Origin of the sequence: Streptomyces albicerus (assembly GCF_008905045.1) — a bacterium.
GTDB lineage: Bacteria > Actinomycetota > Actinomycetes > Streptomycetales > Streptomycetaceae > Streptomyces > Streptomyces albicerus.
Map to the genome: position 1 here is coordinate 57,285 of NZ_VWMY01000053.1, position 24,355 is coordinate 81,639.

Genomic DNA, 24,355 nt, shown 5'->3' on the forward strand with positions numbered 1-24,355 from the left:
CGGGATCAGGCAACCCCGAGTCCCTCCAGCACCACGGCATTCGGCAGCTCCGCGAACGCCTTCCCCGGAACGAGCAGCTTGCCCCGGCGGCGGCCGCTGCCGACGAGCACGTACGGAAGGTCGACCACAGCCGAGTCCACCAACACCGGCCAGTCCGCGGGAAGTCCGATCGGCGTGATCCCGCCGTACTCCATGCCGGTCTCGCCGGTCGCCGTGTCCATCGAGGCGAACGACGCCTTGCGCGCGCCGAGTTGGCGGCGCACCGCGCCGTTCACGTCGACCCGGGTGGCGGACAGGACGACGCACGCGGCGAGCGTGGCTTCCCCGCCGCGCTTGCCCGCGACGACCACGCAGTTCGCGGACTGGTCGAGGAGTTCCGGACCGTAGTGCTCGAGGAACGTGGCGGTGTCTGCCCACTCCGGCTCGGTGTCGACGTACACGATCTGGTCGGCGGGGACGCTGCCGCGCCAGTGGCGTACGGCATCGGCGACCGGGCGGATCAGCGTGTCGAGGCAGTCGGGAGCGGGCGTGGCGTTGTCGAAGTGTCCGATGGGTGCGCGCATGACGGCACGCTAACAGCCGTACGAACAGCCCCGGACGAAGCCCCGGGCGATGGTCTCCGGGGGGTCTCAGTGGACGCCCGGGACCGACACGGTCATGATCATTTCCAGTGGCGCGTCACCCGAATTGGCATACGTGTGGGGGGTGTTGGCCTCGAAGGAGGCGCTCGCGCCTGCCGGTACCCGGTACTCCGTGCCGTCGACGGTGAGCGTCAGCTCGCCCTTCGTGACGTGGAGGAGCTCGACCGTGCCGGCGGGGTGTGGGTCCGAAGGGCTGCCCTCGCCCGGCATCAGCAGCCAGTCCCACATCTCCAGCGGGCCGGGCGCCTCGGTGCCCGCGAGAAGCCGGTTGTAGCTGCCCGCGTCGGTGTGCCAGAGCCGCACGGCCTGCTCGGCCGGGACGATCCGGACCTTCGGGCCCTGCTCGTAGTCGAGCAGCGTGGTGATGCTGATGCCGAGCGCGTCGCCGATCTTGACGACGGTACCCAGGCTGGGGTTGGTGCGGGCCTGCTCGATCTGGATGAGCATGCCGCGGCTGACCCCGGCACGGGCGGCGAGCGTCTCCAGGGTGAAGCCGCGCTCGCTCCGCCAGCGCTTGACGTTGCGCGCCAGGGACTGGGTCAGCAGGTCGAGGTCCGACACATTCCGTCCAATATTCTGGATGACAGAGTTCAATGCATTGAACTACGGTGTGGTGCACCGGATCGTTCACCGAACTGTACTGCGAGGCGTCCCATGACAGCACTCTTCGCCCTGGCCACAAGCCTCCTGTGGGGGCTGGCCGACTTCGGCGGCGGGTTGCTGACACGGCGTACGTCCGCGCTGACGGTGGTGGTCGTCTCGCAGTCGATCGCCGCGGCCGTGCTCGGCGCGATCGTCCTCGCGACGGGCGCCTGGAGCGAGGCGAGCCCGCAGCTGTGGTTCGCGGTGGCGGCGGGCCTCGTCGGCCCCGTCGCGATGCTGGCCTTCTACAAGGCGCTCGCCCTGGGCCCGATGGGCGTCGTCTCACCGCTGGGCTCCCTCGGAGTCGCCGTCCCGGTGGGGGTCGGGCTCGTCCTCGGCGAGCGTCCGGGCCTGCTGCAGTTCGCGGGCATCGCGGTCGCCGTCGCGGGCGTCGTACTCGCGGGCGGCCCGCAGTTCAGGGGCGCCCCCGTACAGCGCCAGGCCGTGCTGCTCACCCTGATCGCGGCCTTCGGCTTCGGCGCGGTGATGGCCCTGATCGCCGAGGCCTCGACGACGCTCACCGGTCTCTTCCTCGCCCTGTTCGTCCAGCGCGTCACGAACGTCCTCGCGGGCGGCACGGCCCTGTACGTCTCCGTCCGGCGCGGCACCGAGGCTCCTCCGAAGGTCGCGTGGGGGTCCCTGCCTGCCCTGGCGTTCGTCGGCCTCGCGGACGTGGCCGCCAACGGCACGTACTCGCTGGCCGCCCAGCGCGGCCCGGTCACCGTGGCCGCCGTCCTCGCCTCGCTCTACCCGATGGAAATAGGGGCCGCGCGGGTGCCATCGTCGCCCCGTCGGTGCCAGTCCTGGCCGCCTACCCACCGCGACCCTGTGACAGGGAACACACGCTCCTGTAAACGGCCTGGTCAGAGCAGGGTTGCGGGGCTAACCCGCGTGTCCGTGACTCTGGCGCAGCCTGTCCGGAAGTCCTGGTCGGTGGCCCCGGAATGATCAAGGCTGCTGCGCGCCGACCCTGCTGCCAAGAACTGCTTACCCGATCCGAGGGGGGAACCAATTATGTCCACGCTTGCGCTGCTGGTCGTCCTGCTGCTGGTGCTGGTCGTCTTGCTGATCGCCGGCGCCGTCTTCTGCGTCGTGCTCCGCCGCCCGTCGCTGAGCAGCCCGGTCACGGCCGGGCTCGCCACGGTCGGCGCGCTGGCCGCGGTGGTCGCCATCGTCGTCAGCGTCGGCGGCCGGTGAAGCCCGCCGACTGGCGGCGCGTAACGCCCGGTCGGCCTAGCGGCCAAGCCAGCGCTGCAGCGCCTCGAGCGCGTTGTTCGGATGCGTGTTGAAGCTCAACCGGATGCCCGGCTGGAGGTCGATGAGCACGTTGACGATCCGCTCGAACAGGACGGTGTTCTCCGGGACGTTCCGAATGCCGCCGCCGATGAGCGCCACTCCGAACGACTGCCCGTCGAACTTCCGGCGCAGCTCGGCCTCGGCCTCGTCGACGTCCAGGCCGATTCCGCACACCTCGCCGTCGATGCCTGCGGCCTGGAGATCCGCCCAGCCGCGATCGAGCGCGGCGGCCAGCTCCTCGAGCGTCGAAAACTGCGGCGGCAAAGTGTCCTGCGTAAACGCGTCAGCGCGGATGCCGATGGCCAGCACGCGCTCATTGAGCGGAGGCTTCACTTGAGAGTTCTTGTGGGACATGGGGTCGCTCCTCCACGGCAATATGGCCCCCTCTGGTGGTGCACCCATGGCTCCTCAGTTCTGTGGGGGAGCTCACGAGTAAGTTGACACATCAACGATTGACGTGTCAACGTTCGATTCCTTCGCCGTTCACCAGGTGCGAGAACAGCGCTCTTGTGAGTGTTGCGAGCGTGCTACAGCCCGATCCAGTCCGCCGGATGCGGTCATCCGCCGGGCCGGTCGGCAGGACATGGGCCGCCTTGCTGTCGAACGCCAAGGGCGCCACAGCCCGTGGATCGCCGGTGAGGTCGAGGGCCTTCCGGGTGGGCGAGCCGGTGCCCGCCGGACTGCCGTCGCCCGCCGTCGGGCCTGCGGTGCACGAGGCCAACAGAGCCACTGCAGCCAGGGCGATGGCGCTTTCACGTACCGGACTTCTCATCCGACTCTCCGCGTTCCGTGACCTGCACTCTTGATGTCGGCAGATTCGGCCACGGGCGGAACGGGACGGGTCCCGTCCCTCGAGTCAGGGCGTCGCTGTCCGCACCGGCGGCCCAGGAGCCCCGGGGAGTGGGCTGAACGGTATGGGTGAGGTGGGCGGGACCCGTCCCGTCACAGGACTGACACAGTACCTCCGCATTCGGAGCACCGCCTCAGGTGCGCCACCTCACGGTTTTTGACCACAACCGTCCGGCCCCGGACCAGCCGTCTCGGTCGCCCGGGGCTGTCAATCGAAGCGAGGCCCTATGAGACGCATGTTTCATGCGCTGTTAGTGGGTGCGGTCGCCGTCGGAGTCTCGGGTGTGTTCCACCCGGTCGCGTCGGCCGCCGACACTTCTCAGCTGGAGGTCAAGAGCGTCACGGCGAGTCCCGATGACGGCAACGTTCCCGCCAACACCCTGGACAACAACCTGAGTACCCGCTGGTCGTCCGAGGGCGACGGGGCGTGGATCCGCTACGACCTCGGCTCGGCGCAGACCGTCGGGTCGGTGTCGGTCGCCTGGCACCAGGGGAACAGCAGGAAGAACACCTTCGACGTCCAGCTGTCCGCCGATGGATCGTCGTGGACCACGGTCCTGAACCGGAAAGCCAGCAGCGGTACCACACTTGAGCAGCAGAACCACGACTTCGCCGACGCCTCGGCACGCTACGTGCGGATCGTCGGCCATGGCAACACGGTCAACGACTGGACCAGCATCACCGAGACCGACATCAACGGGGCCGACGGCGGCGGTGGCGGCGGCTCCTGTGCGTACCCGGCCGACGTGCTGGACCTGACGAACTGGTACATCGGGCTGCCCGTGGGCAAGGAGGAGTCCCCCACCAACGTCTACCAGCCGGAACTCGCCACATACGCGAACGACCCCTGGTTCACCACGGCCGACGACTGCGCGACCGTCCGGTTCCGGGCCCCGGTCAACGGAGTCACCACCAGCGGCTCCAAGTACCCCCGCTCTGAGCTGCGGGAGATGACGGACTCGGGGGAGACCAAGGCGAGTTGGTCGTCCACGTCCGGCACCCACACGATGGTGATCGACCAGGCCATCACGGATCTCCCCAAGAAGACCCCGAACGTCGTCGCCGGGCAGATCCACGGCGGCTCCGACGACCTCAGCGTCTTCCGCCTGGAAGGCACGAAGCTCTACGTCACCGACGGCGACGAAAAGCATCACAAGCTGGTGACGGAGAACTACCAGCTGGGGACGAGGTTCCAGGCGAAGTTCGTGGTCAGCGACGGCAAGATCAAGGCGTACTACAACGGCGTGTTGCAGACCACGCTGTCGAAGAACTTCTCCGGCGCCTACTTCAAGGCGGGCGCGTACACGCAGGCCAACTGCGACAACTCGGATCCGTGCAGCGCTGACAACTACGGCCAGGTGAAGATCTACGGGCTGAACGTCACGCACGGCAACGGCAACGGCGGGGGTGACGGGGGCGACGGTGGCAGCGGCGGCGACGGGGACTCGACCGAGGCCGCCAAGCGCCACGGCTGGGGCACCCCGCTGCCGATATCCGACGAGTTCGACTACACCGGCCCGGTCAACCCCGCGAAGTGGGACGTACCGTCGGGCAGCGTCGGCGGCACGGCCCAATGCTGGGAGGGCCACGGCAAGAACGGCCGCCGGTGCGGGAAGAACAGCACCGTCGCGGACGGCATGATGACCATGCGGGGTGAGGCGAACGGCGACACGGGGTGGATCAGGCAGCACGAGGCCACCCAGTACGGCCGGTGGGAAATCCGGTCCCGCTCACGGAACACCGGCTCGGAGGGCGGGCTTTACCACCCACTGCACCTGATCTGGCCCACCGACGGCAACCGGCTCGAAAACGGGGAGTACGACTGGGTCGAGAATTCCGACCCCGAATCGCAGTGCCTCGCCGCATTCCTGCACTACCCGAAGAGCCCGTCGGACGAGAAGGAACACCCCGAGCTCTGCCCCATGGACATGACGCAGTGGCACAACTTCGCCTTCGAGTGGACGCCCAAGGCGCTGGTCGGCTACGTCGACGGTGTCGAATGGTTCCGGCGGGCGGACGGCGCGAACGCCGACCGGGGGAACATCCAGGACATGCCCCTGGGGAACCTCGTCATCCAGCTGGACAACTTCACCGGCGACAGTGGCCTGCGCCCGGCCGTGTTCGAGGTCGACTGGGTCCGGACCTACGACATCGAGCCGGCGGGCGAGGACCCCACCGATCCCACCGATCCCGGCGGGGACTCTCCGGTCCAGGTCACGGGCGTCACGGCGAGTCCCGATGACGGCAACGTTCCCGCCAACACCCTGGACAACAACCTGAGCACCCGCTGGTCGTCGCAGGGCGACGGGGCGTGGATCCGCTACGACCTCGGCTCGGCGCAGACCGTCGGGTCGACGTCGGTCGCCTGGCACCAGGGGAACAGCAGAAAGAACACCTTCGACGTCCAGCTCTCCGACGACGGATCGTCATGGAAGACCGTGCTGGCCCGGAAGACCAGCAGCGGCAGCACACTTGAGCAGCAGAAGTACGACTTCGCCGATACCTCGGCCCGCTACGTGCGGATCGTCGGTCACGGCACCACGGTCAACGACTGGACCAGCATCACCGAGACCGACATCTACGGAGCCGACGAGGGCGGTGACGGCGGCGGGGATCCGACAGATCCGACGGATCCAACGGATCCGCCCCCCGTCCGCACGGTCCGTGTCGCCGACTCGACCGCGTTGAAGAGCGCGTTCGGGGACGCGCGGCCCGGGGACCGCATCGTGCTCGCGGACGGCACGTACTCGATCGGCAAGATGACCGGCAAGAACGGAACGGCCGCCCAGCCCATCACTGTCGTCGCGGAGAACCGCGGCAAGGCGGTGATCGGCGACGGACAACTGGAGGTGGCGAACTCCTCCTACGTCACCTTCCAGGGGCTGAAGTTCACCAACAGCAACACACTGAAGATCACCAGCTCGAACAACGTACGGCTGACCCGCAACCACTTCCGGCTGACCGAGGAGTCCTCGCTGAAGTGGGTGATCATCCAGGGTGAGAACAGCCACCACAACCGGATCGATCACAACCTGTTCGAGGAGAAGCACCAAACCGGGAACTTCATCACCATCGACGGATTCGAGAAGCAGCAGTCACAGCACGACCGCATCGACCACAACCACTTCCGCGACATCGGCCCCCGCGCGGAGAACGAGATGGAAGCCGTCCGGGTCGGCTGGAGCGGAATGTCCCAGTCGAGCGGATTCACCGTCGTCGAGTCGAACCTCTTCGAGAGGTGCGACGGCGATCCGGAGATCGTCTCCGTCAAGAGCAACGACAACATCGTCCGCCACAACACCTTCCGCGCCTCGCAGGGCGTCCTGTCCCAACGGCACGGAAACCGCGGCGAGTTCTACGGCAACTTCTTCTTCGGGGAGGGCAAGGCGGGAACCGGCGGGATCCGCATCTACGGCCAGGACCACAAGGTCTACAACAACTACTTCGAGGGCCTGACCGGCACCGGCTACGACGCCGCGCTGCAGATCGACGGCGGCGACGTGGACACCTCGGGCGCGCTGAACGCGCACTGGCGTGTCTACCGGGCGACCGTCGTGAACAACACCTTCGTGAACAACGTGTCGAACATCGAGATCGGCGCCAACTACAACCTCGCCCCGGTCGACTCGGTGATCGCCGACAACGTCGTCACGGGCAGCCGGGGCAAGCTGCTCAACGAGGTCAAGAAGCCCGTGAACATGGCCTACGCCGGGAACATCGCATGGCCGACCGGATCGGCGACCGTCGGCGTGTCCGTGCCCTCCGGCTCCGTCAGGGCGGTCGACCCGCTGCTCGCCTCCGACGGATCGCTGTACCGGATCGGTGCGGGAAGCCCGGCGATCGACACCGGCACCGGCGGCCACGCCTTCGTCACCGACGACATGGACGGCCAGGCTCGCGCCGACGGCGTCGACGCCGGCGCCGACGAGCGGTCGTCGTCCACGGTCACGCGGGCTCCGCTCAGCGCGACGGACGTCGGCCCCGGCGCCGTGTAGGACGCCCCGCGCGAAAGGACCGGTGGCGGGCCAGCCCCGCCACCGGTCGTACGTACGCGCTCACTTGGCGAAGTGGACCTCTATGCCGTTGTCGGTGTAGACCAGCGCGGCATAGGCGTTGACGCGATCAGGCACGATTCCCACGTCTGCGCTGACCGTTCGTCCGGTACGCCCATCGACGACGAATGCTCCGTCCTTGCCCTTGGCGTAGAACAGATCCTTGAACTCGGCTTCCACAGTGGCGTTCCAGTCGCCCGGGCCGTCACCCGCCGCCCGGCGCCACAAGATCTTGCCGGTTTTGTCCACCGCGAGCGCCCCGTCCTGCTTCGAGGCGCACAGCAGGACGGTGCCGCCCTCGCCGTGTTCGCAGTTCATGCGGCTGGTCGGGCCGGCTCGCCTGGACAGGACGAAGTCGCCGGTCGCGATCTCGATCAGCTGCGCCTGCTCGCCGGCGTCGACGAGTTTGGCCAATGGTGTGCCGTTCCCTTTGACCCCCCAGGTGGCTCCGGCGGGCACCTCCTTGGCCCACAGGTCACGGCCGTTGGACGCGGCGACACCGGCCAGCGAGAATTCCTCGTCCGGCTCATAGCGGAACCCCAGAAGGGCGTCGCCGGATCGGCCGACCATCCCGAAGCCCGCACGCTGCCACAGCATGCGGGGCTCGTCGTCAAGGGAGAACGCGAAGGTGCCTCCCATGAACGTGGAGTCATTCTCCGTCCAGGTGACGGTCACCAAACCGTCCCCGGGCTCAACCAGTTGCGCGCCGAGCTTGCCCTCCGGGTCTCCGTAGATGTCCACGGGAAGCCGCCAGATCAGCTTGCCGTTGTCCGCCCGGGCCGCGATCACCTCGAGCCCGGCCTGGGCCGAACCTTTGCCGTTCTTGGCGAGCTGGACCGGCACGACGGCGACCACGGCCGGTACTCCGCCGATCTGCACCGACACAGGGAACGACACGCGGCTTCGTACCATCTCGGCCTGTTTCTTGCTCAGATCGCGTGGCGCCGGCACATCGTACGTGGGCGTGTTCTGGGTCTTGATGGTGGTGACGGCCTTGCCCGTGGCCAGGTTGTACATCGTCACGCCGGACGCGTGCGTGAGCCAGGCCGCACGCCCGTGCAAATTGATAGGAGGGAAGCCCTTCGGGCCGGTCGGCAGGACATGGGCCGCCTTGCTGTCGAACGCCAAGGGCGCCGCAGCCCGTGGATCGCCGCTGAGGTCGAGGGCCTTCCGGGTGGGCGAGCCGGAGGCGGCCGGACCGTCGCCTTCCCCGGCCGGGCCTCCGGTGCACGAGGCCAACAGAGCAACTGCAGCCAGGGCGATGACAACTTCACGTACCGGACTTCTCATCCGACTCTCCGCGTTCCGTGACCTGCGAGGCCGCCCCCGGTCGGTGACCAGGCGGGCACCCCTGACACCAGCACATGCGACCACTGGTGGGCCGGGACCGGTCCCGACCTCGAATCGGGTGGAGCCCTCTGTCGCGAGGGGATGATGACAGCTGGCATCGATCTCGCCGCGGAGGCCGTCGGGATGGTCGAGCAGGATGTGATCGCACAGCCAATGGGCCAGCCACAGGCCGTAGCCGCATTCAGGGCCTCAGCCCAACACAATCGAACACCGCGGTCGCCCTCCGCGACCGCTCCCCAAGATCTGTGCCAGCGCCCAGAATTCACAGACATCGACCTCCGCAGAGAAACACCAGGGCCTGGCCTGGAATCAGCCACCATCACTGGGAATTCTGGAAGCGGGCGTCTCGGCGTCCTGACGAGGCCCAGCTCGACAAGCACCTCCCTCGCCATGATCGATGAGATGCGTGCGCGACGCTGGCTGCGCCTCGCCCGTCGTGAGTCGCATTCAACCTGTCACCCCACAGGTCAACGGCCCCACATCTGCAAGATCTAATGAGGCGTGACAGCTCGTGAGACAGCGCAGGTCAGCTGATCGTCGCCCTCGGTCGGCCTGAGGATTTGGACACGGCCGTGAGACTGGACGGTTTGGCCACGGCCCGAGACACCGCAAGAAGCCCGAGGTCACACCCCCGCCGTAGGCCACGAGCCGAGGCCCTGGCCATCGACCTCACCCGCAAATCCACACCCGCCGAGGGCGGCTTTTGCACCTTCCAGCCCGTCGTCAACGGTGACGCATGTCCATGGGGTCTGAACTGCCACAGCTGCCAGGAGTTCGTGATGTCCGGAGCGGACCTCGTCTACTGGCACCGCAAGCGCGAGCAGTGGCGGATGCTCGCCGAGCGAGCGCCGGACAGCGCGACCGCGACTACCTGCACGAGGTATTCGAACCCACGGCCCGGGCGATCGCCGGCTTGGAGAAGGCCCTGGAGAGCTTCGGCCTCCTTGAAGAGGCGCTCTCGCTCGACCTCCGCCGCCCGCAGGACTACTTCGGGCGCGTCTGGAGCACGTCGTTCCGGGCGCGTGAGCTCGCGGAACTCGACACGGAGGGTGAGGCTGCATGAATCCTCATGCCACTACGGCGGCGATCGAAGCACGCCGCCGCCAGGCCACGCAGAAGCTCGAGCAGGTCGAGAAAGCCATCGGTCAGCTTCGCCGCGAACGCGGTCGCCTGACCGTCCGGGCCGTCGCAGAACGAGCTGGCGTGTCCGTCACGTTCCTCTACGAGAACTCCAAGGCCCGCACGCTCGTGAGCGACGCGGTCGACGCCAGCCGCACTCGCCAAGTCCGAGCAGCCCAGGCCGAGCACGAGCAGATCGAAGCGTCCTGGCGCGAACGCGCGCTGAACGCTGAGGCCGAACTCGGCCGCACGCAGAAGGAGGTCTTCGCGCAACGGCAGCAGATCGGCGAGCTGACGGGAAAGCTCCGCGACCTCGACCAGATGGTCCCGGGGGAGTCGGTTCAGGCTCTGACCTCCGAGAACATCACGCTCAAGCGCCGCGTCCAACAACTCACCCGGGAACACCGCACCTTGCAAGAACGCCTTGAGACCTGTGCAACATGAAGTACGCAGGTCACGGGTCTGGTGTGCGGGGTACTCGCGCTGGTCGTCGGCGGGTGTCCATGGTGAAGATCGTCTGACCTGTCGCCAGGGCCGTTGTCGGGTTCTGCTGCGCCGAACGCCACGCTCGCTCGTGTCCGCTCTCGATCGGTCAGCGTGCGGCCGAGTATGCCGGCACACATGGCAGGGGCCGATGTGGCGAAGTGATGTCGGACAGTGTCGAAATCGACTGGCTGCGCGCCTAAGGATGGAGGGCTTTTCGTTGGCCTGTGGCGGCGGACCGTACGATCGCGTCAAGGAGTCGGTGGCGCTTGACGGCGTGGGTGAAGTCCGGGGCGACAGCCGTTCCGTGGACGAGGTCGTCCCGAATCGCGGCGTAGGCGTGCACCAGCGTGTGGATCACTGTTCCGGCCAGGCCGGGATAGTCGTCGTAGCCGCTGGGCAGCGTGACCTTCGTAGGCCGACCGCCGCTGCGTGTGCCACGCACCGTGACCGGACCGACGTGCGGGAACTCGGCGGCGGTAATCTCAAGTCTCCCCTCCGTGCCGTCGATGATCAGAGAGAACCCTGCACTCGATGCCGCGCCTCCACGGTGGTGGACGGACAGGATCGCCCCGCCCGCCACGGTGCCCGAGATCGCGATCTGGTCCTCGGCGGTCATCGGAACGACCTGCCCGGTGCGCCCGAGGGGAACCTGGCGGCGCCGGGTCGCGGTCGTAGCGACCACTTCCTGAAGCTCGCCGACGACCATCGACACCAGGTCGATCGCGTGTCCGAACGCGATGGTCAGCATCGTGGCCCCGAGCTTGCGGTCGAGCGTGTAGACCATGTTCGGAGACACCGGAGTGCCCCATTCGGTCGAAGACGCCACGACGGTGGCGGAGAGCACTTCCCCCACGAATCCTTCGGACACGAGGTCGGCCAGCCAGCGGAAGGTAGGCGAGGAGCGTCCCTGAAGACCGACGAAGGTGCGCGTCGTCCCGGCGGCACGCTCCATCTCCTCGGCCTCGCGCAGGTCGACGGCGAGCGGCCACTCGGAGAGCACCGGCACTCCCGCCTTCAGCACGGGCAACACGAGTTCCCGATGCTGGGGCACTTTGACGGCGACAACAACGAGGTCGACGTTCTCGTCGCCGGCGAGCTGCTCGACCGACGTGTACGCGGGTACGCCATACGCCGCTCCCGCGGCCTGGGCCGAGGCTTCGGAGCTCGCCGCCAGCGCGCGAAGCTCGATCCCGTCGACGGCTCTCAGCGCGGGCAGGTGAGCCCCGGCCGCCCAGCCTCCCGTGGCGCTCAGGCCGACGATGCCGACGCCGATCGGCTTACGGGGGTCAGGCACCGAGCTGCCGCCTCAGGGTCTCGGCGTCGTGCAGGGCCGTCATGTGCACGAACCGCCCGTCACGAACGTGATAGATGGCGTACTCGACGATCTCGAACGAGGCGCCCGGTGGGAGCCACGCCGAGCCACTGCTTGGCGGGCGTGCCCGTGTTGGTCAGACGGGCGGCCAGGCGATCACCACCGCCCGCGATCTCCCGGGGCTCCCAGTGGAAGTCCGGGACCGCGTCGATGTCGCCGTTCAGCACAGCGATGACCTGGCCCCGAGTGCCCGGCTCGCCGTTCAGGGTGGTCTCGTCGTTGATGAACTCGTCCATGCGGTAGATCTCGTGGGCGTTGAGCGCCCCGATGTAGCGCAGGTAGAACTCGCGCAGGTCGGTGTCGGACATGATCTCCTTCTTCGGCCCCCGGAGCGGAGGTCATGCTCGGTGTTTTCGCGACGGCCCTTGACGGTTTCGTCGCGTTGATCGTCGGCAGGGGGAGGAACCACTGCTCGAAACTTCTGTCCCGGACGGTACCGAAGTTTTGCCGCACCGTCACGGCCCTCACGTGCGGAGAATGTCTCACCGGGGCGAGCACAGGGGTGCGGCCGCTACGCAGGCCAGCCGAGCAACGCCGTGTCGACGATCTCATCGAGCTCAGCAGGACCAAGGCCGTTGGCGGCCTGCACCGCGATGCCGAAACCCATCGTCATGATGAACCGGGCAAGGCGCCGAGGGTCGGCGTTGCGCGGAAGATCACCCTCGTTGACGGCGCGCCGGAAGCGCTCCTCGAGACGGACCCCCGCGTCGTTGCGCCAGTCGACAAGCAGGTCGTGGACGGCCCGGCTCTCGTCGCTCGACGCCAGCGCACCCTGCACGGTCAGGCACCCGGAGGGGCCGCCGGGAGGGGTCGTGGTGCAGACCGCTCCGCGGAGGAACGCCAAGGCCACAGCCCGTGCGGTGGGCTCCTCCAGGGCGCGCGTGGCGTAGGCGGCCGGCCCCGCGCCGTAGCGCTGGAGGGCCTTGCGGAACAACTGCTCCTTGTTGCCGAAGGCCGCATACATGCTCGTCTTGGTGATCCCCATGGCGCCGGTCAGTTCAGCGAGGCTTGCACCTTCGTACCCTCGCGCCCAGAACACCCGCATCGCCCGTTCCAGCGCCTGGTCGATGTCGAATCCTCGAGGCCGACCCATGACGGCCCTACGGGAGTCACTCATGCCGCAAGCGTACCCCTCGGTACAGATCTACGCTGACCGGCAGTTTCATCCTGCCAAGGTGGCGAACGCTGTTCAGTACCGATCGGTCTTGATGTGCTACGGTTCTGCACCGACCGGTACTTAAGTGATGGGAAGGGAAGTCCGCGCCATGAAAAGCATTTCGCTCGGCAGCCTCAAGGTCTCGCGCATCGGTCTCGGAGCCATGGGAATGTCGGCGTTCTACACCGGCGCCGGCCAGTTCGACGACGAGTCGATCCGCACGATCCACCGCGCTCTGGACCTCGGGGTCACCCATATCGACACCGCTGAGGGGTACGGCCCCTTCATCAACGAGGGGTTGGTCGGCCGGGCCGTGCAGGGGCACCGAGACGAGGTCGTGCTGGCGACCAAGTTCGGACTGATCTCCCACACCGGTGGCTCGGCTCCGGACAGCACCCCGGCCAACATCCGCCTGGCCGTGGAGGGATCACTGAAGCGCCTGGGTACCGACTACATCGACCTCTACTACCAGCACCGGGTGGACCCCAGCACGCCCATCGAAGAGACCGTTGGCGCGCTGGCCGAACTGGTGGCCGAAGGCAAGATCCGCCACATCGGCCTGTCGGAGGCCGGCCCCGCCACGATCCGCCGCGCTCACGCCGTGCATCCGGTCACCGCGGTCCAGTCCGAATACTCCCTGTGGACCCGCGACCCGGAGGCCGAGATCCTGCCCGTCCTGCGTGAACTGGGTATCGGCTTCGTGCCGTACTCCCCGCTTGGCCGCGGCTTCCTCACCGGCAGCATCCGCTCCCTGAACGATCTTGACGCCGACGACTGGCGCCGTACCAACCACCGCTTCGCCGACGGCAACCTGGAACGCAACCTGCGAATCGTCGACGAGGTCCGGGCCGTAGCCGCCGAGGTCGACACCACGCCCGCACAGGTCTCCTTGGCCTGGCTGCTCGCCCAGGGTGACGACATCGCGCCCATCCCCGGCACCAAGCGAGTCGCCCGGTTGGAGGAGAACGCCGCCGCCGACCACATCGAGCTCACTGCCAGCCACGTCGCCCGCCTGAACGACCTGCCCCAGGCCTCCGGCGAGCGCTACGACGCGGACACCATGGCCGCCATCGACCGCTGATCGAAGACGTACCAACACGCACGCCGCGGGTCGGCATCCGGGCGAAGAGTGCCGCATTCCCAATGAGACTGTGCAACATGAAGTACGCAGGTCACGGGTCTGGTGTGCGGGGTACTCGCGCTGGTCGTCGGCGGGTGTCCATGGTGAAGATCGTCTGACCTGTCGCCAGGGCCGTTGTCGGGTTCTGCTGCGCCGACCGCCGTGCCCCTCCTACGATCCCTGACCGGGCCGGTGCTGGGAGAGCGCGGGGAGGGCGTGGGGATGCTGGAGCTGGAGCGGATCACGGCTCGCCGTAATGAACTGGACACGCTCGCCGAGGAGTTGGCCAAGCAGCTGGCGGAGGTCCAGGCCGAGCGGGAGGAGTTGGTGATCGCCGAGCGGGTCCTGCACCGGCTGGCCGAACAGGACCGGGCTGTGCAGGAGGCCGCCGCGGCCGTCGCCCCGACGGCGGCCCGGGTGGCGGGACGGGCGGTTTTGCTGATCCCGCACCGCGGCGGGACGGGCGATGAGGCCGCGCTGCCTGCTGACTAGCGCAAGATCCTGGCGATCGTGCGGGCTGCCGACGGCCCGGTGCAGGTCAGGGCCGTCGGCGAGGAGCTGGGCCTTGAGGTGACGGTGCGCGGGAAGCTGGAACCGTTGCGGGCGAAGATGACCAAGCTCGCCGACCGCGGCTGGCTGCACAAGCGTCCTGACGGCAGGTTCGCCGCACGCTCCCAGGCGTAGGGAGGCGGGCGCCGACGGGGCGTAACTGGCGGGCCCCCGGCGGCAGTTGAGTTTGGTGTGAAGAAAAACAACCATCCCGTCGAGGGCCCTGACGGCCTTGTCTACACTGCCCGCCTGCCGCTGTCGAGTGCCATCCTGAACTGGCGCGCCGGCCTGATCCGCGGCCACTTGAAGAAGATCAGGTCACGGTGGCGGGCCCTGCCTCCGGGACGGATCGCCGCCCTCGTGCTGGCCGTACTGCGTTGTGACCAGCGGCCGGGTGATCTGGCCGGTGGCAACGGGATACACCGCACCACTGTGACCCGGTGGGTCAGGGAAGTCGTCGGCCTGCTGGCCGCCCGCGCCCCGCGCCTGGACCGCGCCCTCAAAAGGATCGCCCGCAAGGGTGGCGGGATGGTGCTGCTGGACGGCACGCTGATCCGCACCCGCCGGCGCTCCGGCAAAGAGAACCGGAAGAACTACTCCGGCGAGAGCAAATGCCAGGGCCTGCTCGTGATCGCGCTCACCGACGATGGCGGCCGGCTGCTCTGGGTCTCGGCGGCCCGGCCCGGACGGACCTCGGAGATCACCGCCTGTCGACACGACCAGCTCACCGCCAAGCTGCGGGCGGCCGGTCTCGGGGCGATCGCCGACCTGGGCTTCGTCGGGCTCGACGACAGCGGCCCCGACACCGGCCCCGCAGTGATCACCGGTTACAAGGCCGCCCGGAACCGGCCCCTGACACGAGGACAGAAGCTGTCGAACACCGCACTGGCAGCGGTCCGGGCACCGGTGGAGCACGGCTTCGCCCATCTCAACAACTGGCGCGTGCTCGGCAAAGTCCGCACCGACCCGACCTGGGCGACCGCCCTGGTCAGGGCCCTGCTCGTCCTCACGAACCGCGAAGTGTCCCGGTGACCGACGATCTTCACCGAAGTCATCCACCCACGACCAGCACGAGCATCCCGAACCCCGCGCACGCCAGACCCGTGACCAGCAACTTCACGATGCACAGTGCTCAATCGGCGAACAGCGAGCACACATCAAAAGTACGAGCCCTGTTCGAGGGCCTCAGGCAGGTGCTGGATGATCGGGCCACGACCATGCCCCGGGAGCCTTTCGGCAACGTCCCGTTGACCACGCTCTTCCCGCACCTCTCAGCAGCCGACGTGGAATCCTTGAGGCGCACGGCCCGCACGGTCGACGCGGCTCGTATGGCCGGTGGTCCGGCAGAGTGGGAATGGGCACCGGACCATGCAGTCTTCCCCGGTTCACGGCCGTGGACGCACGTCGTCCTCGGCCTGGGGGTCATCGAGCAGTCAGCTGAAGGAGATGGACTGGAGTTCCATCTGGACGTGGAGTGGACGAACGAGGGCCTGCTGGCAGTAGATGCGGCAGTGAACGTGGCCTGCTGGTGCGACACCGATCACGCCACTCACAATGTCGAGGCCCTCCGCCTTGTGGTCGGTGAAGAAGCCTCGCTGCCCCAGGCATTCGCGACCTGCGCTGAGCGGATGGCCGGATGGCTAAGCGATCCACAGGACGCGGACTACTGGCGCGACCGCGCGACTCTGCCACCCCGCCAGCCTTGCTAAGGCTGGCCGAGTCCATGACTCTGCGTGACGCCCGAAGATAAAGCACAAGCTCAGTAGGTGTTTTTGATCCCTGGCCGTGAGGTGCGTGCGTCTGGATGATCTGAGGTGTGGGGGTTGGCGGGACGGCTCGGCGGTACGGCCGGGAGTGCGGTGATCCGCTGCCGCAGACTATGGCGGCGGAGGCGGTGTTCTGCTCGGGTCGGTGCAGGTCACGGCAGTGGCGGAGGCTTCAGCGGACCCGGCAGCGGGTGGCCGCGATGAAGCGGGGAGAGCGGGCGGAGTGCCCGGTGTGCGAGCGGTCGTGGACGGTGGGGGTGGAGCGATCGAAGGCGGCGGTGTACTGCCCGGACCGTTGCCGGGTGCGGGCCTGCCGTCAGCGGCGGGCGTCACGGAACTGCGTTACGGAAACGCCATGCCGAATGTCTCGAAAAACACCTCGAACACCCCAAGTTTTGCAGGGGAGTTGGGATCGATTGTCGAGGACTTCGAGCGCCCCTGGCTCACGCCCTGCCCCGGCGTGTCGCGCGCGTCACGGCGGACGGTGACCGGGGCCGGCGCCCCTTTGACCGGTCACGTCGTCGCCGGAGAGGGCGCCGGGTCCAAGCGGGCCAAGGCCGAAGACCTCGGCATCCGTCTGGCAACACCGGACGAACTTGCCGCGCTCGTCGGCGACTTCCTCGACTGACCCGTGCGCGTCGATGACGTGCCCGAGGGCAGGCCGGTCGCGGCGGTGTTCCGGTACGCGTTCTGAACCCGCTGTCGTTTCCGTCCAAGACGGCCGCCGCAGCCGCGATCTAACGTGGGCCCAGCAGCTCGCCCGATCATGAGGAGACAACACCATGCGTGACCTGGTCTACACCGGTTTCATGTCGCTCGACGGCGTCGTGGACTCGCCCGGCGGCGGGCCGGGGGAGGAGCACCGCAGCGGCGGCTGGGTGTTCAAGGATCTCGAGTTCGTCCCGGAAGCCTGGTCGCTGAAGGGCGAGGAGCTCGCCGACACGACGGCACTGATGTTCGGCCGCCGCAGTTACGAGGCGTTCGCGCGGGTCTGGCCCGGCTCGGAGGACCACGCCGACTACAAGGAGCTGCCCAAGTATGTGGTGTCGACCACGCTGTCCGACGATGCCCTCGTCGACGGGTGGGGGCCGACGACAATCCTGCGCTCGACCGAGGACGTCGCCGCGCTCAAGGAGGGCGAGGGCGGCGCGATCTTCATCCACGGGAGCGCGGAGCTGGCCCGGCGACTGTCGGACGCGGGCCTGATCGACCAGTACAACCTGCTCGTCTTCCCCGTGCTGCTCGGCGCCGGGAAGAGCGTGTTCGGCCGGGCCGACCGCGACAAGCAGGTGCTGGCGCTGCGGGAATCGGAGAGCTACTCGAACGGGATCCTGAAGCTGGTCTACGACGTCAAACGCTGATCCAGGTCGAGGGCGATCGCGCCGCCGGCGCCCTCGCGCAGCTGCCTGGCGGTGCGTCCGACATAGGAGCGCAGTGCCCGGGCCAGGTGCGGCTCGTCGAAGTAGTCGAGCTTGGCGACGACGTCGGCGGCCGGGTCGCCGGCCGCCAGCAGCTCCGCCGCCGTGCGGGCCCGCTCGATCTGCCGGACGGCACCCCGCGTCAGCCCGGTCGCGGCACGGAACCGGCGTTCGACCGTGCGCCCCGAGACGGCCGGGCGGTGACCCCGCAGCACCTCGGCGACGAGCGGGTCACGGACCACAATCCCGGCCCGGACGAGACGCTCGACCAGGGCCTCGGCGTCGTCGGGGCTGGGCGTCTCCCAGCGGGCGCCGTCCAGCCGGAACGTCCGGCGCATGGTGTCGGGGAGCTCGACGCCGCCGTCGACCAGCGCCGCCGTGGGCACGGCCCGTAACGAGGTGCCCACGGCGAACTCGATGCCCGTGAAGGTCGCGCCCTCCGGCACCGGCGCCGTGCCGGTCCGGGTCTCGGGACCGGTGATGCCCGCGTACGCCCGGCTGTCCTGCTCCCAGAACACCAGGCCCCAGCGCACCCCTGCGACGGACGTCATCGCCGTGACGTGCTCGCTCGTGCAGGTCCACACAGTGTCAACCCACGGCGAGTCAGACGGGCGCGTCTCGAAGCACAGTTCCACGGGCGAAGGATACGTCGCGTCGGGCAACCGCGTCGTGGCCGACGAACCCACCGGATAGATCGTGAAACCAGGCTGGAGTACTAGAACTGCCGAGCATCGACAAGAGGAAAGGCATGAGCACCGAACTCCCGGCCTTGACCGGCACAAAAGCCCCTCACTCGATGCCGGCCACGACGTCGTCCGCATGGCCGACGCGCTCCGCGGCCGCCCGCCTATCCGCTTCGTCGCCGACACTGAACCGGCGACGAAGCGGTCTGGTTCACCGACGCAAGCGATGTCGGCTTCGCCCTGTCCCTGGCTACGTGCGAGTGGGTCAAGAAAGGACACCGTGGGTTGCGCTGAGCGGGACCGGACCGATGAGTTGAGCACGTACATCCGGTCTTCCTTCAGCGACGGCCGCAAGCCCCGTGGCCCTACCGAAGGAGACCTTGTGACGTACTCGGTGAACGACGACGCGCGCCCCCAGCTCAAAGCCCTCGACGTGCTCGTCGGAACATGGAAGTTGAGCGGCGAAGCGGAGGGCGAGACGACGTACTCGTGGATGCGCGGCGGGCACTTCCTGATCCAGCGAGCGAGTCTGACCCAAGGCGGTGAGACGCACCACGTGACCGAGGTCATCGGCTATGAGAAGCCATTCATGGCCGAGCAGGCCGCCGAGACCATCTCTTCACGGGCCTACACCGACAGCGGGGACACTCTTGACTACACCTGGGAGCTGGAAGGCGAGGTGCTGACCATCTGGGGCGGCCAGAAGGGGTCACCCGCGTTCGCGCGAGCGACATTCAGCGCCGATCGCAACGTAATGACTGGCGCCTGGCAGTGGCCTGGCGGCGGATACGAGTTCAGCGCGACCCGGGTGGTGTCCAGGGCCGGCTCGTAAGCACGGCGGAGTCGGGGGGCACATGCTCTGCCGCAGCACGATGGGGAATGTGGCCAGTCCAGGATGCGGTTTGCATTCCGGCGGGTGAATCCAGCGCCGTGGGGGAGAGGATGGAGGGCCTTCGGGGTGATTGATGCGCGAGTGGCGGGCTTGATGCTGTGGCGTGGGTGCGGGCGGGATGGATGTTTCGCGCTCTGGGGCGGACTTCGCCCGGGGCTGCCCGGGCCCGTGTGCCGATCTCCAGGCGGCCACGGAGACTTGTCGGGCGGCATCTCAGCCGAGGAGGGACAGGAGTTGGAGCCCGGTGTGGCTCTCCGTGCCCGGTACCGCGGTGTAGACCAGGAGCCGTTGAGACTGGTCGGGGTCGATGAGTGTCTGGCAGTGCAATTCCAGCGTTCCGACCTGCGGGTGCTGAAAGCGCGTGGCCGCGCAGTAGGGGCCCAGCACGGGGTGTTCGCGCCACAGCGCGGCGAACTCGGGGCTGGCCTTGCACAGCGCGTCGACGAGTTCGGCGGCACGCGAGTCGCCGCCGTCGCGGGTGTAGGCGCCGTAGAGGTCCGCCACCAGCAGCCGGCTCTGCTCCGGGTGGTCGCTGAGGGGAACCAGGCGGGAGGCGGGATCGGTGAACCACCGGTAGTGCGCACTGCGGGCCCATCCGGTGTAGGCAGTCTGGTCGCCCAGGAGTGCGACGGCCAGCCGGGTCTGCTTCAGGGCCTCGCCCAGATGGTTGACCACCAGGGCGGGCGTGTCGTCGGCCAGGTGATCCAGGATGCGCATCATCCCCGGGTTGATGTGGTCGCCGCGCCGTGCCCTGCGTGGCAGGGCGTGCCCGGCGAGCTGGAACAGGTGATCGCGCTCCTCGAGCGAGAGGCGCAGGCCGCTGGCGATCGCGGTGAGCATCTGCTCCGAGGGGTGGGGTCCGCGCGGCTGTTCGAGCTGGCTGTAGTAGTCGAAGGACATGTCGCACAGCGCCGCTACCTCCTCCCGGCGCAGCCCGCCGGTACGCCGGCGACGCCCACGGGGCAGCCCGACGTCTTCCGGCTGTAAGGCCTCACGGCGTGTCCGGAGGAAGGCCGCAAGTCCGGTTCGGTCCGCCATATCTCGTCCTGCTTCTCTCGGCTTTTTGATGTTTCCCTCACGGGAGTCGGTGGTCCGTGGCTGCTCCCCGCAGTTGCTGTTCAAGCGATCGCTCACTGTGCCCGGTGCGTGGAGCGGTTTGTGAGTACGCGCCACGCAGCATGTGAGCCCTCCGGTATCAGGTCCGTAGGTCCCTTGCGGGCCGGTCCCGTGACGCGTAACAACTGCTTCTTCTGTCCTCGCGGGCGTGGAGCGGCGCTGGTGGGCCCGGGATGAGCAAAAGCCTCCGTGCCGATGTCCCCGAGGGATGTGTTGTCTCGGTCGTGCCTGTCACGCGTCCACTTCGGACACTGCCCCCCGCGAGACACTCCCTGACCGACTTCGTCGGGCGACGGGAATGCAGAGGGCGACCACCGCGGACACCAGCGCCGCGGCGCCCGTGATCATCAGGGTGTGTCGGAATCCGCTTTCCAGCGGAAGGCCCCGGCTTTCGGCCGACACGGCCCCGGCGAGTACGGCACCGACCACTGCGGCCGACACCGAGCTACCGATGGAACGCATCAGTGTGTTGAGGCTGTTCGCTGAGCCGGTCGCCGTGTTCGGTACCAACCCGATGATCAGCGCGGGCAGCGCGCCGTAGGCCAGCCCTGTACCCGCCCCGCCGATGCTGGTGGCGATCAAAAGGCCCCACGGCGAACTCAGCCACATCAGGGAGATGCCGTAGCCCAGTGCCAGGACGAGACTGCCCGCGGCAAGAGTGGTCTTGGGGCCGCGCGCGTCCGACAGTCGGGCCCCCAAGGGCGCGACAGCCATCATGACCAGGCCAGAGGGTGCCATCCAGAGCCCCATGGCCAGCATGGACTGGCCCAGCCCGTATCCGGTGGAGGTGGGCAGCTGCAGCAACTGCGGCACGATCAACGTCTGACCGTACATGGCACACCCGATGACCAGGGAGGAAGCATGGGTCAGCAGCACGGGTGTGCGGCGGGCCAGGCGCACGTCGACCAGGGGGTGGGGGACCCGCAGTTCCCACCAGCCCCAGCCGACCAGCACGACGACGGCGAAGGCGAGCAACGTGAGGATGGTCGGCTCTGTCCAGCCCCAGGCCGCTCCCTTGGAGAGCACTACGAGCAACAGGGTCAGGCCGGTACTCAGGCCCAGCGCTCCGACCAGGTCGAACCGGCCCGGAGAGCGGGCAGGGGTGTCGGGCAGGAATCGGCGTACGAGAACCGCGACGAGCAGGCCCAGCGCACCGGCTCCCCAGAACAGGACGCGCCAGCTGGTGGTCTGCGCGATCGCCGCGGACAGCGGTAGTCCCAGTGCGCCTCCGATGCCCAGGGAGGAGCCGATCAGCGCGATCGCGGAGCTCAGTTCCCGCGGGGGCATGACGTCGCGCAGGGCGCTGATACCGAGGGATATGACTGCCATGCTCATGCCCTGCAGCCCGCGCCCGATGAGCATCGGTGTCAGAGAATCGGCCACGGCACACAGGAAGGAACCCGCGACAAGGGGTGCCAGGAGAACGAGGATCACGCGACGCTTTCCGTGCAGGTCCCCGAGCCGTCCGGCCACCGGGGTGGTGACCGCGGCCGTCAGCAAAGTGATCGTGACCAGCCAGGAGGCATTGCCGGGGTCGGTGTGCAGCAGACGCGGCAGATCGGTGAGCAGCGGCACCACCAGGGTCTGGGTCAGTGCGGCGGTGACCCCGGCGAGCGCCAGCACGCCGGCCGTCACACGGGGTCTGGGGGCAACGGAGCTCTTCATACGACGTCTCTTCGTGTTCATGGTGAACGACGGGGGCGGCCGCAGATGATGTGGTGGTCACCTGCGGCCGCCCTGCCCGGGAAGGGCGGATCACCTTCCGGGGAGTTGTGGTGGTGCGGTGGCGATCAGCGGGTGATCGCCTTGGTCTCGAGGAACTCCTCGATCCCGGCGCGGCCCATCTCCCGTCCGTTGCCGGACTGCTTGTAACCACCGAAGGGGGCCTGGAAGTTGATGGCTCCGCCATTGATGTCGACCTGGCCGACGCGCAGGCGCCGGGCGATCGCCATGGCGTGGTCCTGCTCACCGGTGACGGCACCGTTGAGGCCGTAGATGGTGCTGTTGGCGATCTCGACGGCCTGGTCGTCGTCGGTGTAGGGGATCACGACCAGGACGGGGCCGAAGATCTCCTCCTGTGCGATGACGGAGTTGGGGTCGACGTCGGAGAAGATGGTGGGCTTGACGTAGGCACCGGTCTCGAAGCCCTCCGGGCGTCCGGGCCCGCCGACCACCAGGGTGGCGCCGTCGGCGATCCCTCGCTTGATATAGCCCTCCACGCGCTCGCGCTGCGTCTCCGAGGCGAGCGGGCCCATCCGGGTGGCCTCGTCCTGGGGGTCGCCCACCGCGTACTCGGCGGCGGCGGCCTTCAGCTTCTCCACCACCTCGTCCTGCTGGTCGGCGGGAACGAGCATGCGTACGTAGGCACCGCAGGCCTGACCGGCGTTGCCCCAGGCGAAGGCCAGACCGCGGATGACGGCCTCGTCGAGGTCGGCGTCGGGGAGGATGATGTGGGCGGCCTTGCCACCCAGTTCGAGCGCGACCCGCTTGACCGTCTCCGACGCGGCCACGGAGACACGCTTGCCCGCCGCGGTGGACCCGGTGAAGGAGATCATGTCGATCTTCGGGTGCCGGGAGATCGCTTCGCCGACGACGGGGCCCGTACCGTGCACGACGTTCAGGACGCCGGCCGGAAGTCCGGCGTCGGTGGCGATCTCGGCGAAGATCCGAGCACTGACAGGTGACATCTCGGACGGCTTGAGGACGACCGTGTTGCCGGCCAGCAGCGCCGGCACGACCTTCGTCACCAGCTGCTGCAGCGGGAAGTTCCACGGAGTGATGGCACCCACCACGCCGATCGGCTCCCGCACGATCAGCGAGTTCTCCACCTGCTCCGTCCACGGGAACTGCTCGGCCGCGGTGATCGCGGCGGAGGTCGACGCCACCGGGAATCCGGCCTGCGCCGCACGTGAGAAGGAGATCGGGGCGCCCATCTCGGCGGTGATCGTGGACGCGATCTCGTCGGAGCGCAGCTGCATCCCCTCGACCACACGCTTCAGCACGCCCACCCGGTCCGCGGGCGAGGTCGCGGACCAGCCGGGGAACGCCGCGGTCGCGGCGTCGACCGCCCTGTCGACATCCTCGGCGGTGCCCCGGGGCACCGAAGCGAATACGGCGCCGGTAGCGGGGTTCACCACGTCGATCAGCGGCCCGGATGCCGGGACGGCACGACCATCGATCCAGTGCGAAGGGGCGGGAAAATGAAGTTCAGCGGATTCGTTCATGCCGCCCAGGAAACATCGGTTTTCAGGCGGTATCCATGCTCAGTCATGCCCATGATCTGAGTCACTGCTCCGTTTCTCCTTCCGCCGGTCGGTGCGCGTCGTGTCGCACCGACCGGCCCGCGGCAGGTGTGCCTGTCACCGCATGCACCCGCCGTCGCACATGCGGCGACGCGGCTCACTCGCCCAGAACGCGGTCCGCGCCGCCCGCACCGCGCACGCCGCCTCGCGGGACGACCCATGCCGCGACCTCTGCGGCGGCCGCGCACGCCGGCGAACACAACCACAGCCACGACCAGGCGGCCTCGCACGCCGTCGACCATCAGGACCGGGCCGCCGCCCTCACTCCGGCGCAGCGGGCCGCCGCCGTCCACGCCCACCAGCAGGCCACGATGACGGAGCAACTGGAGGGCCGGACGACGGACCCTGCGACGTGGCTGAGCACGCCCGAGAACCTCACCGCCTCACCGCCTCGCCGCCTTCAGGCGGGAAGTCGGCGCCTGCCGCCGCGCCATCCAAACAGCAGCAGGAGGAGCAGCACTAGGCGGTGTTTCTCGGATCTCCTGATGTGAGTGGGGTGTTGGGGTCAGGCTGGCGGTATGGGCCGTGGGGATTTAACGAATGCGG

24 protein-coding genes are annotated in these 24,355 nt (G+C 68.3%); 13 read left to right on the forward strand and 11 right to left on the reverse strand.

Annotated elements, in window-relative coordinates; genetic code table 11:
- Nucleotides 1-5 precede the first annotated feature (5 nt).
- Both GAS53_RS38345 and GAS53_RS38350 read right to left on the reverse strand, forming a co-directional pair.
- Nucleotides 6-563, reverse strand: coding sequence for a YbaK/EbsC family protein (locus tag GAS53_RS38345; protein WP_151482392.1), 558 nt, complete (start codon nt 561-563; stop codon nt 6-8).
- Nucleotides 564-629: 66 nt separating this feature from the next.
- Nucleotides 630-1,202 carry a helix-turn-helix domain-containing protein gene (locus GAS53_RS38350; protein ID WP_151482393.1) on the reverse strand — a complete coding sequence of 191 codons (573 nt, stop codon included), beginning with the start codon at nt 1,200-1,202 and terminating at the stop codon, nt 630-632.
- A gap of 93 nt (nt 1,203-1,295) precedes the next feature.
- Here GAS53_RS38350 and GAS53_RS38355 point away from each other — a divergent pair, with 93 nt between their 5' ends.
- Nucleotides 1,296-2,231 carry an EamA family transporter gene (locus GAS53_RS38355; protein ID WP_225859352.1) on the forward strand — a complete coding sequence of 312 codons (936 nt, stop codon included), beginning with the start codon at nt 1,296-1,298 and terminating at the stop codon, nt 2,229-2,231.
- Nucleotides 2,232-2,297: 66 nt separating this feature from the next.
- Nucleotides 2,298-2,480, forward strand: coding sequence for a hypothetical protein (locus GAS53_RS38360; protein WP_151482394.1), 183 nt, complete (start codon nt 2,298-2,300; stop codon nt 2,478-2,480).
- Nucleotides 2,481-2,516: 36 nt separating this feature from the next.
- Here GAS53_RS38360 and GAS53_RS38365 read toward each other — a convergent pair whose 3' ends face one another.
- Nucleotides 2,517-2,933, reverse strand: a complete 417-nt coding sequence (locus tag GAS53_RS38365; RefSeq protein ID WP_151482395.1) for a hypothetical protein — start codon at nt 2,931-2,933, stop codon at nt 2,517-2,519.
- Nucleotides 2,934-3,655: 722 nt separating this feature from the next.
- Between GAS53_RS38365 and GAS53_RS38370 the strand changes: the two genes are divergently transcribed.
- Complete coding sequence (locus GAS53_RS38370) at nt 3,656-7,423, forward strand: chondroitinase-B domain-containing protein (RefSeq protein WP_225859353.1); 3,768 nt, start codon at nt 3,656-3,658, stop codon at nt 7,421-7,423.
- Between the two features lie 60 nt (nt 7,424-7,483).
- Here GAS53_RS38370 and GAS53_RS38375 read toward each other — a convergent pair whose 3' ends face one another.
- Nucleotides 7,484-8,770 (reverse strand): hypothetical protein, encoded by a 1,287-nt coding sequence (locus tag GAS53_RS38375; RefSeq protein ID WP_151482396.1) that lies wholly within the window; start codon nt 8,768-8,770, stop codon nt 7,484-7,486.
- 883 nt (nt 8,771-9,653) lie between these two features.
- Between GAS53_RS38375 and GAS53_RS56930 the strand changes: the two genes are divergently transcribed.
- Both GAS53_RS56930 and GAS53_RS38390 read left to right on the forward strand, forming a co-directional pair.
- Entirely contained in the window at nt 9,654-9,893 is a 240-nt protein-coding gene (locus GAS53_RS56930; RefSeq protein WP_225859354.1) for a hypothetical protein, read from the forward strand.
- Nucleotides 9,890-10,393 (forward strand): DUF6262 family protein, encoded by a 504-nt coding sequence (locus GAS53_RS38390; RefSeq protein ID WP_151482398.1) that lies wholly within the window; start codon nt 9,890-9,892, stop codon nt 10,391-10,393. The genes GAS53_RS56930 and GAS53_RS38390 overlap by 4 nt, the downstream gene beginning before the upstream one ends.
- 238 nt (nt 10,394-10,631) lie before the next feature.
- On the opposite strand, the gene GAS53_RS38395 is transcribed toward GAS53_RS38390, so the two are convergent.
- The 3 genes from GAS53_RS38395 to GAS53_RS38405 form a co-directional block, all read right to left on the reverse strand.
- A complete protein-coding gene (locus GAS53_RS38395) occupies nt 10,632-11,729 on the reverse strand; it encodes a Gfo/Idh/MocA family protein (RefSeq protein WP_151482399.1) in 1,098 nt (365 codons plus the stop codon).
- 59 nt (nt 11,730-11,788) lie between these two features.
- On the reverse strand, nt 11,789-12,115 hold the full coding sequence (locus GAS53_RS38400; protein WP_225859355.1) for an ester cyclase: 327 nt from the start codon (nt 12,113-12,115) through the stop codon (nt 11,789-11,791).
- A gap of 203 nt (nt 12,116-12,318) precedes the next feature.
- Nucleotides 12,319-12,924, reverse strand: a complete 606-nt coding sequence (locus GAS53_RS38405; protein WP_151482400.1) for a TetR/AcrR family transcriptional regulator — start codon at nt 12,922-12,924, stop codon at nt 12,319-12,321.
- A 148-nt stretch (nt 12,925-13,072) separates the two neighbouring features.
- Between GAS53_RS38405 and GAS53_RS38410 the strand changes: the two genes are divergently transcribed.
- From GAS53_RS38410 to GAS53_RS38435, 7 genes are all read left to right on the forward strand, one after another.
- Nucleotides 13,073-14,044 (forward strand): aldo/keto reductase, encoded by a 972-nt coding sequence (locus GAS53_RS38410; protein ID WP_151482401.1) that lies wholly within the window; start codon nt 13,073-13,075, stop codon nt 14,042-14,044.
- Between the two features lie 201 nt (nt 14,045-14,245).
- Entirely contained in the window at nt 14,246-14,575 is a 330-nt protein-coding gene (locus tag GAS53_RS56935) for a hypothetical protein (RefSeq protein WP_225859356.1), read from the forward strand.
- A gap of 18 nt (nt 14,576-14,593) precedes the next feature.
- A complete protein-coding gene (locus GAS53_RS56940; RefSeq protein ID WP_225859357.1) occupies nt 14,594-14,767 on the forward strand; it encodes a hypothetical protein in 174 nt (57 codons plus the stop codon).
- A gap of 57 nt (nt 14,768-14,824) precedes the next feature.
- On the forward strand, nt 14,825-15,664 hold the full coding sequence (locus GAS53_RS38420) for a transposase family protein (RefSeq protein ID WP_151482402.1): 840 nt from the start codon (nt 14,825-14,827) through the stop codon (nt 15,662-15,664).
- Nucleotides 15,665-15,735: 71 nt separating this feature from the next.
- Nucleotides 15,736-16,341 carry a hypothetical protein gene (locus GAS53_RS38425; protein ID WP_225859358.1) on the forward strand — a complete coding sequence of 202 codons (606 nt, stop codon included), beginning with the start codon at nt 15,736-15,738 and terminating at the stop codon, nt 16,339-16,341.
- A 412-nt stretch (nt 16,342-16,753) separates the two neighbouring features.
- Complete coding sequence (locus tag GAS53_RS55505; RefSeq protein ID WP_192583463.1) at nt 16,754-17,026, forward strand: hypothetical protein; 273 nt, start codon at nt 16,754-16,756, stop codon at nt 17,024-17,026.
- 154 nt (nt 17,027-17,180) lie between these two features.
- On the forward strand, nt 17,181-17,759 hold the full coding sequence (locus GAS53_RS38435) for a dihydrofolate reductase family protein (protein WP_151482403.1): 579 nt from the start codon (nt 17,181-17,183) through the stop codon (nt 17,757-17,759).
- On the opposite strand, the gene GAS53_RS38440 is transcribed toward GAS53_RS38435, so the two are convergent.
- Nucleotides 17,741-18,451 carry a helix-turn-helix domain-containing protein gene (locus tag GAS53_RS38440; RefSeq protein ID WP_151482404.1) on the reverse strand — a complete coding sequence of 237 codons (711 nt, stop codon included), beginning with the start codon at nt 18,449-18,451 and terminating at the stop codon, nt 17,741-17,743. The genes GAS53_RS38435 and GAS53_RS38440 overlap by 19 nt on opposite strands.
- A gap of 430 nt (nt 18,452-18,881) precedes the next feature.
- Here GAS53_RS38440 and GAS53_RS38445 point away from each other — a divergent pair, with 430 nt between their 5' ends.
- A complete protein-coding gene (locus tag GAS53_RS38445) occupies nt 18,882-19,331 on the forward strand; it encodes a hypothetical protein (protein WP_225859359.1) in 450 nt (149 codons plus the stop codon).
- Between the two features lie 273 nt (nt 19,332-19,604).
- Here the strand turns inward: GAS53_RS38445 and GAS53_RS38450 are convergent, their stop codons facing one another.
- The 3 genes from GAS53_RS38450 to GAS53_RS38460 all read right to left on the reverse strand — a co-directional run bounded on the left by GAS53_RS38450 (nt 19,605) and on the right by GAS53_RS38460 (nt 23,731).
- On the reverse strand, nt 19,605-20,429 hold the full coding sequence (locus tag GAS53_RS38450; protein ID WP_151482405.1) for a helix-turn-helix transcriptional regulator: 825 nt from the start codon (nt 20,427-20,429) through the stop codon (nt 19,605-19,607).
- Nucleotides 20,430-20,738: 309 nt separating this feature from the next.
- Nucleotides 20,739-22,172, reverse strand: coding sequence for an MFS transporter (locus GAS53_RS38455; protein WP_151482406.1), 1,434 nt, complete (start codon nt 22,170-22,172; stop codon nt 20,739-20,741).
- Nucleotides 22,173-22,297: 125 nt separating this feature from the next.
- Nucleotides 22,298-23,731, reverse strand: coding sequence for an aldehyde dehydrogenase family protein (locus GAS53_RS38460; RefSeq protein WP_151482407.1), 1,434 nt, complete (start codon nt 23,729-23,731; stop codon nt 22,298-22,300).
- Between the last annotated feature and the right edge of the window lie 624 nt (nt 23,732-24,355).

Bases quoted from the DNA above. Each gene is read 5' to 3' on its own strand.
- GAS53_RS38345 (WP_151482392.1), bottom strand. From the start codon at position 563: ATGCGCGCACCCATCGGACACTTCGACAACGCCACGCCCGCTCCCGAC.
- GAS53_RS38355 (WP_225859352.1), top strand. From the start codon at position 1,296: ATGACAGCACTCTTCGCCCTGGCCACAAGCCTCCTGTGGGGGCTGGCC.
- GAS53_RS38360 (WP_151482394.1), top strand. From the start codon at position 2,298: ATGTCCACGCTTGCGCTGCTGGTCGTCCTGCTGCTGGTGCTGGTCGTC.
- GAS53_RS38365 (WP_151482395.1), bottom strand. From the start codon at position 2,933: ATGTCCCACAAGAACTCTCAAGTGAAGCCTCCGCTCAATGAGCGCGTG.
- GAS53_RS38370 (WP_225859353.1), top strand. From the start codon at position 3,656: ATGAGACGCATGTTTCATGCGCTGTTAGTGGGTGCGGTCGCCGTCGGA.
- GAS53_RS38375 (WP_151482396.1), bottom strand. From the start codon at position 8,770: ATGAGAAGTCCGGTACGTGAAGTTGTCATCGCCCTGGCTGCAGTTGCT.
- GAS53_RS38390 (WP_151482398.1), top strand. From the start codon at position 9,890: ATGAATCCTCATGCCACTACGGCGGCGATCGAAGCACGCCGCCGCCAG.
- GAS53_RS38400 (WP_225859355.1), bottom strand. From the start codon at position 12,115: ATGTCCGACACCGACCTGCGCGAGTTCTACCTGCGCTACATCGGGGCG.
- GAS53_RS38405 (WP_151482400.1), bottom strand. From the start codon at position 12,924: ATGAGTGACTCCCGTAGGGCCGTCATGGGTCGGCCTCGAGGATTCGAC.
- GAS53_RS38410 (WP_151482401.1), top strand. From the start codon at position 13,073: ATGAAAAGCATTTCGCTCGGCAGCCTCAAGGTCTCGCGCATCGGTCTC.
- GAS53_RS55505 (WP_192583463.1), top strand. From the start codon at position 16,754: ATGCCGAATGTCTCGAAAAACACCTCGAACACCCCAAGTTTTGCAGGG.
- GAS53_RS38435 (WP_151482403.1), top strand. From the start codon at position 17,181: ATGCGTGACCTGGTCTACACCGGTTTCATGTCGCTCGACGGCGTCGTG.
- GAS53_RS38450 (WP_151482405.1), bottom strand. From the start codon at position 20,429: ATGGCGGACCGAACCGGACTTGCGGCCTTCCTCCGGACACGCCGTGAG.
- GAS53_RS38455 (WP_151482406.1), bottom strand. From the start codon at position 22,172: ATGAAGAGCTCCGTTGCCCCCAGACCCCGTGTGACGGCCGGCGTGCTG.
- GAS53_RS38460 (WP_151482407.1), bottom strand. From the start codon at position 23,731: ATGAACGAATCCGCTGAACTTCATTTTCCCGCCCCTTCGCACTGGATC.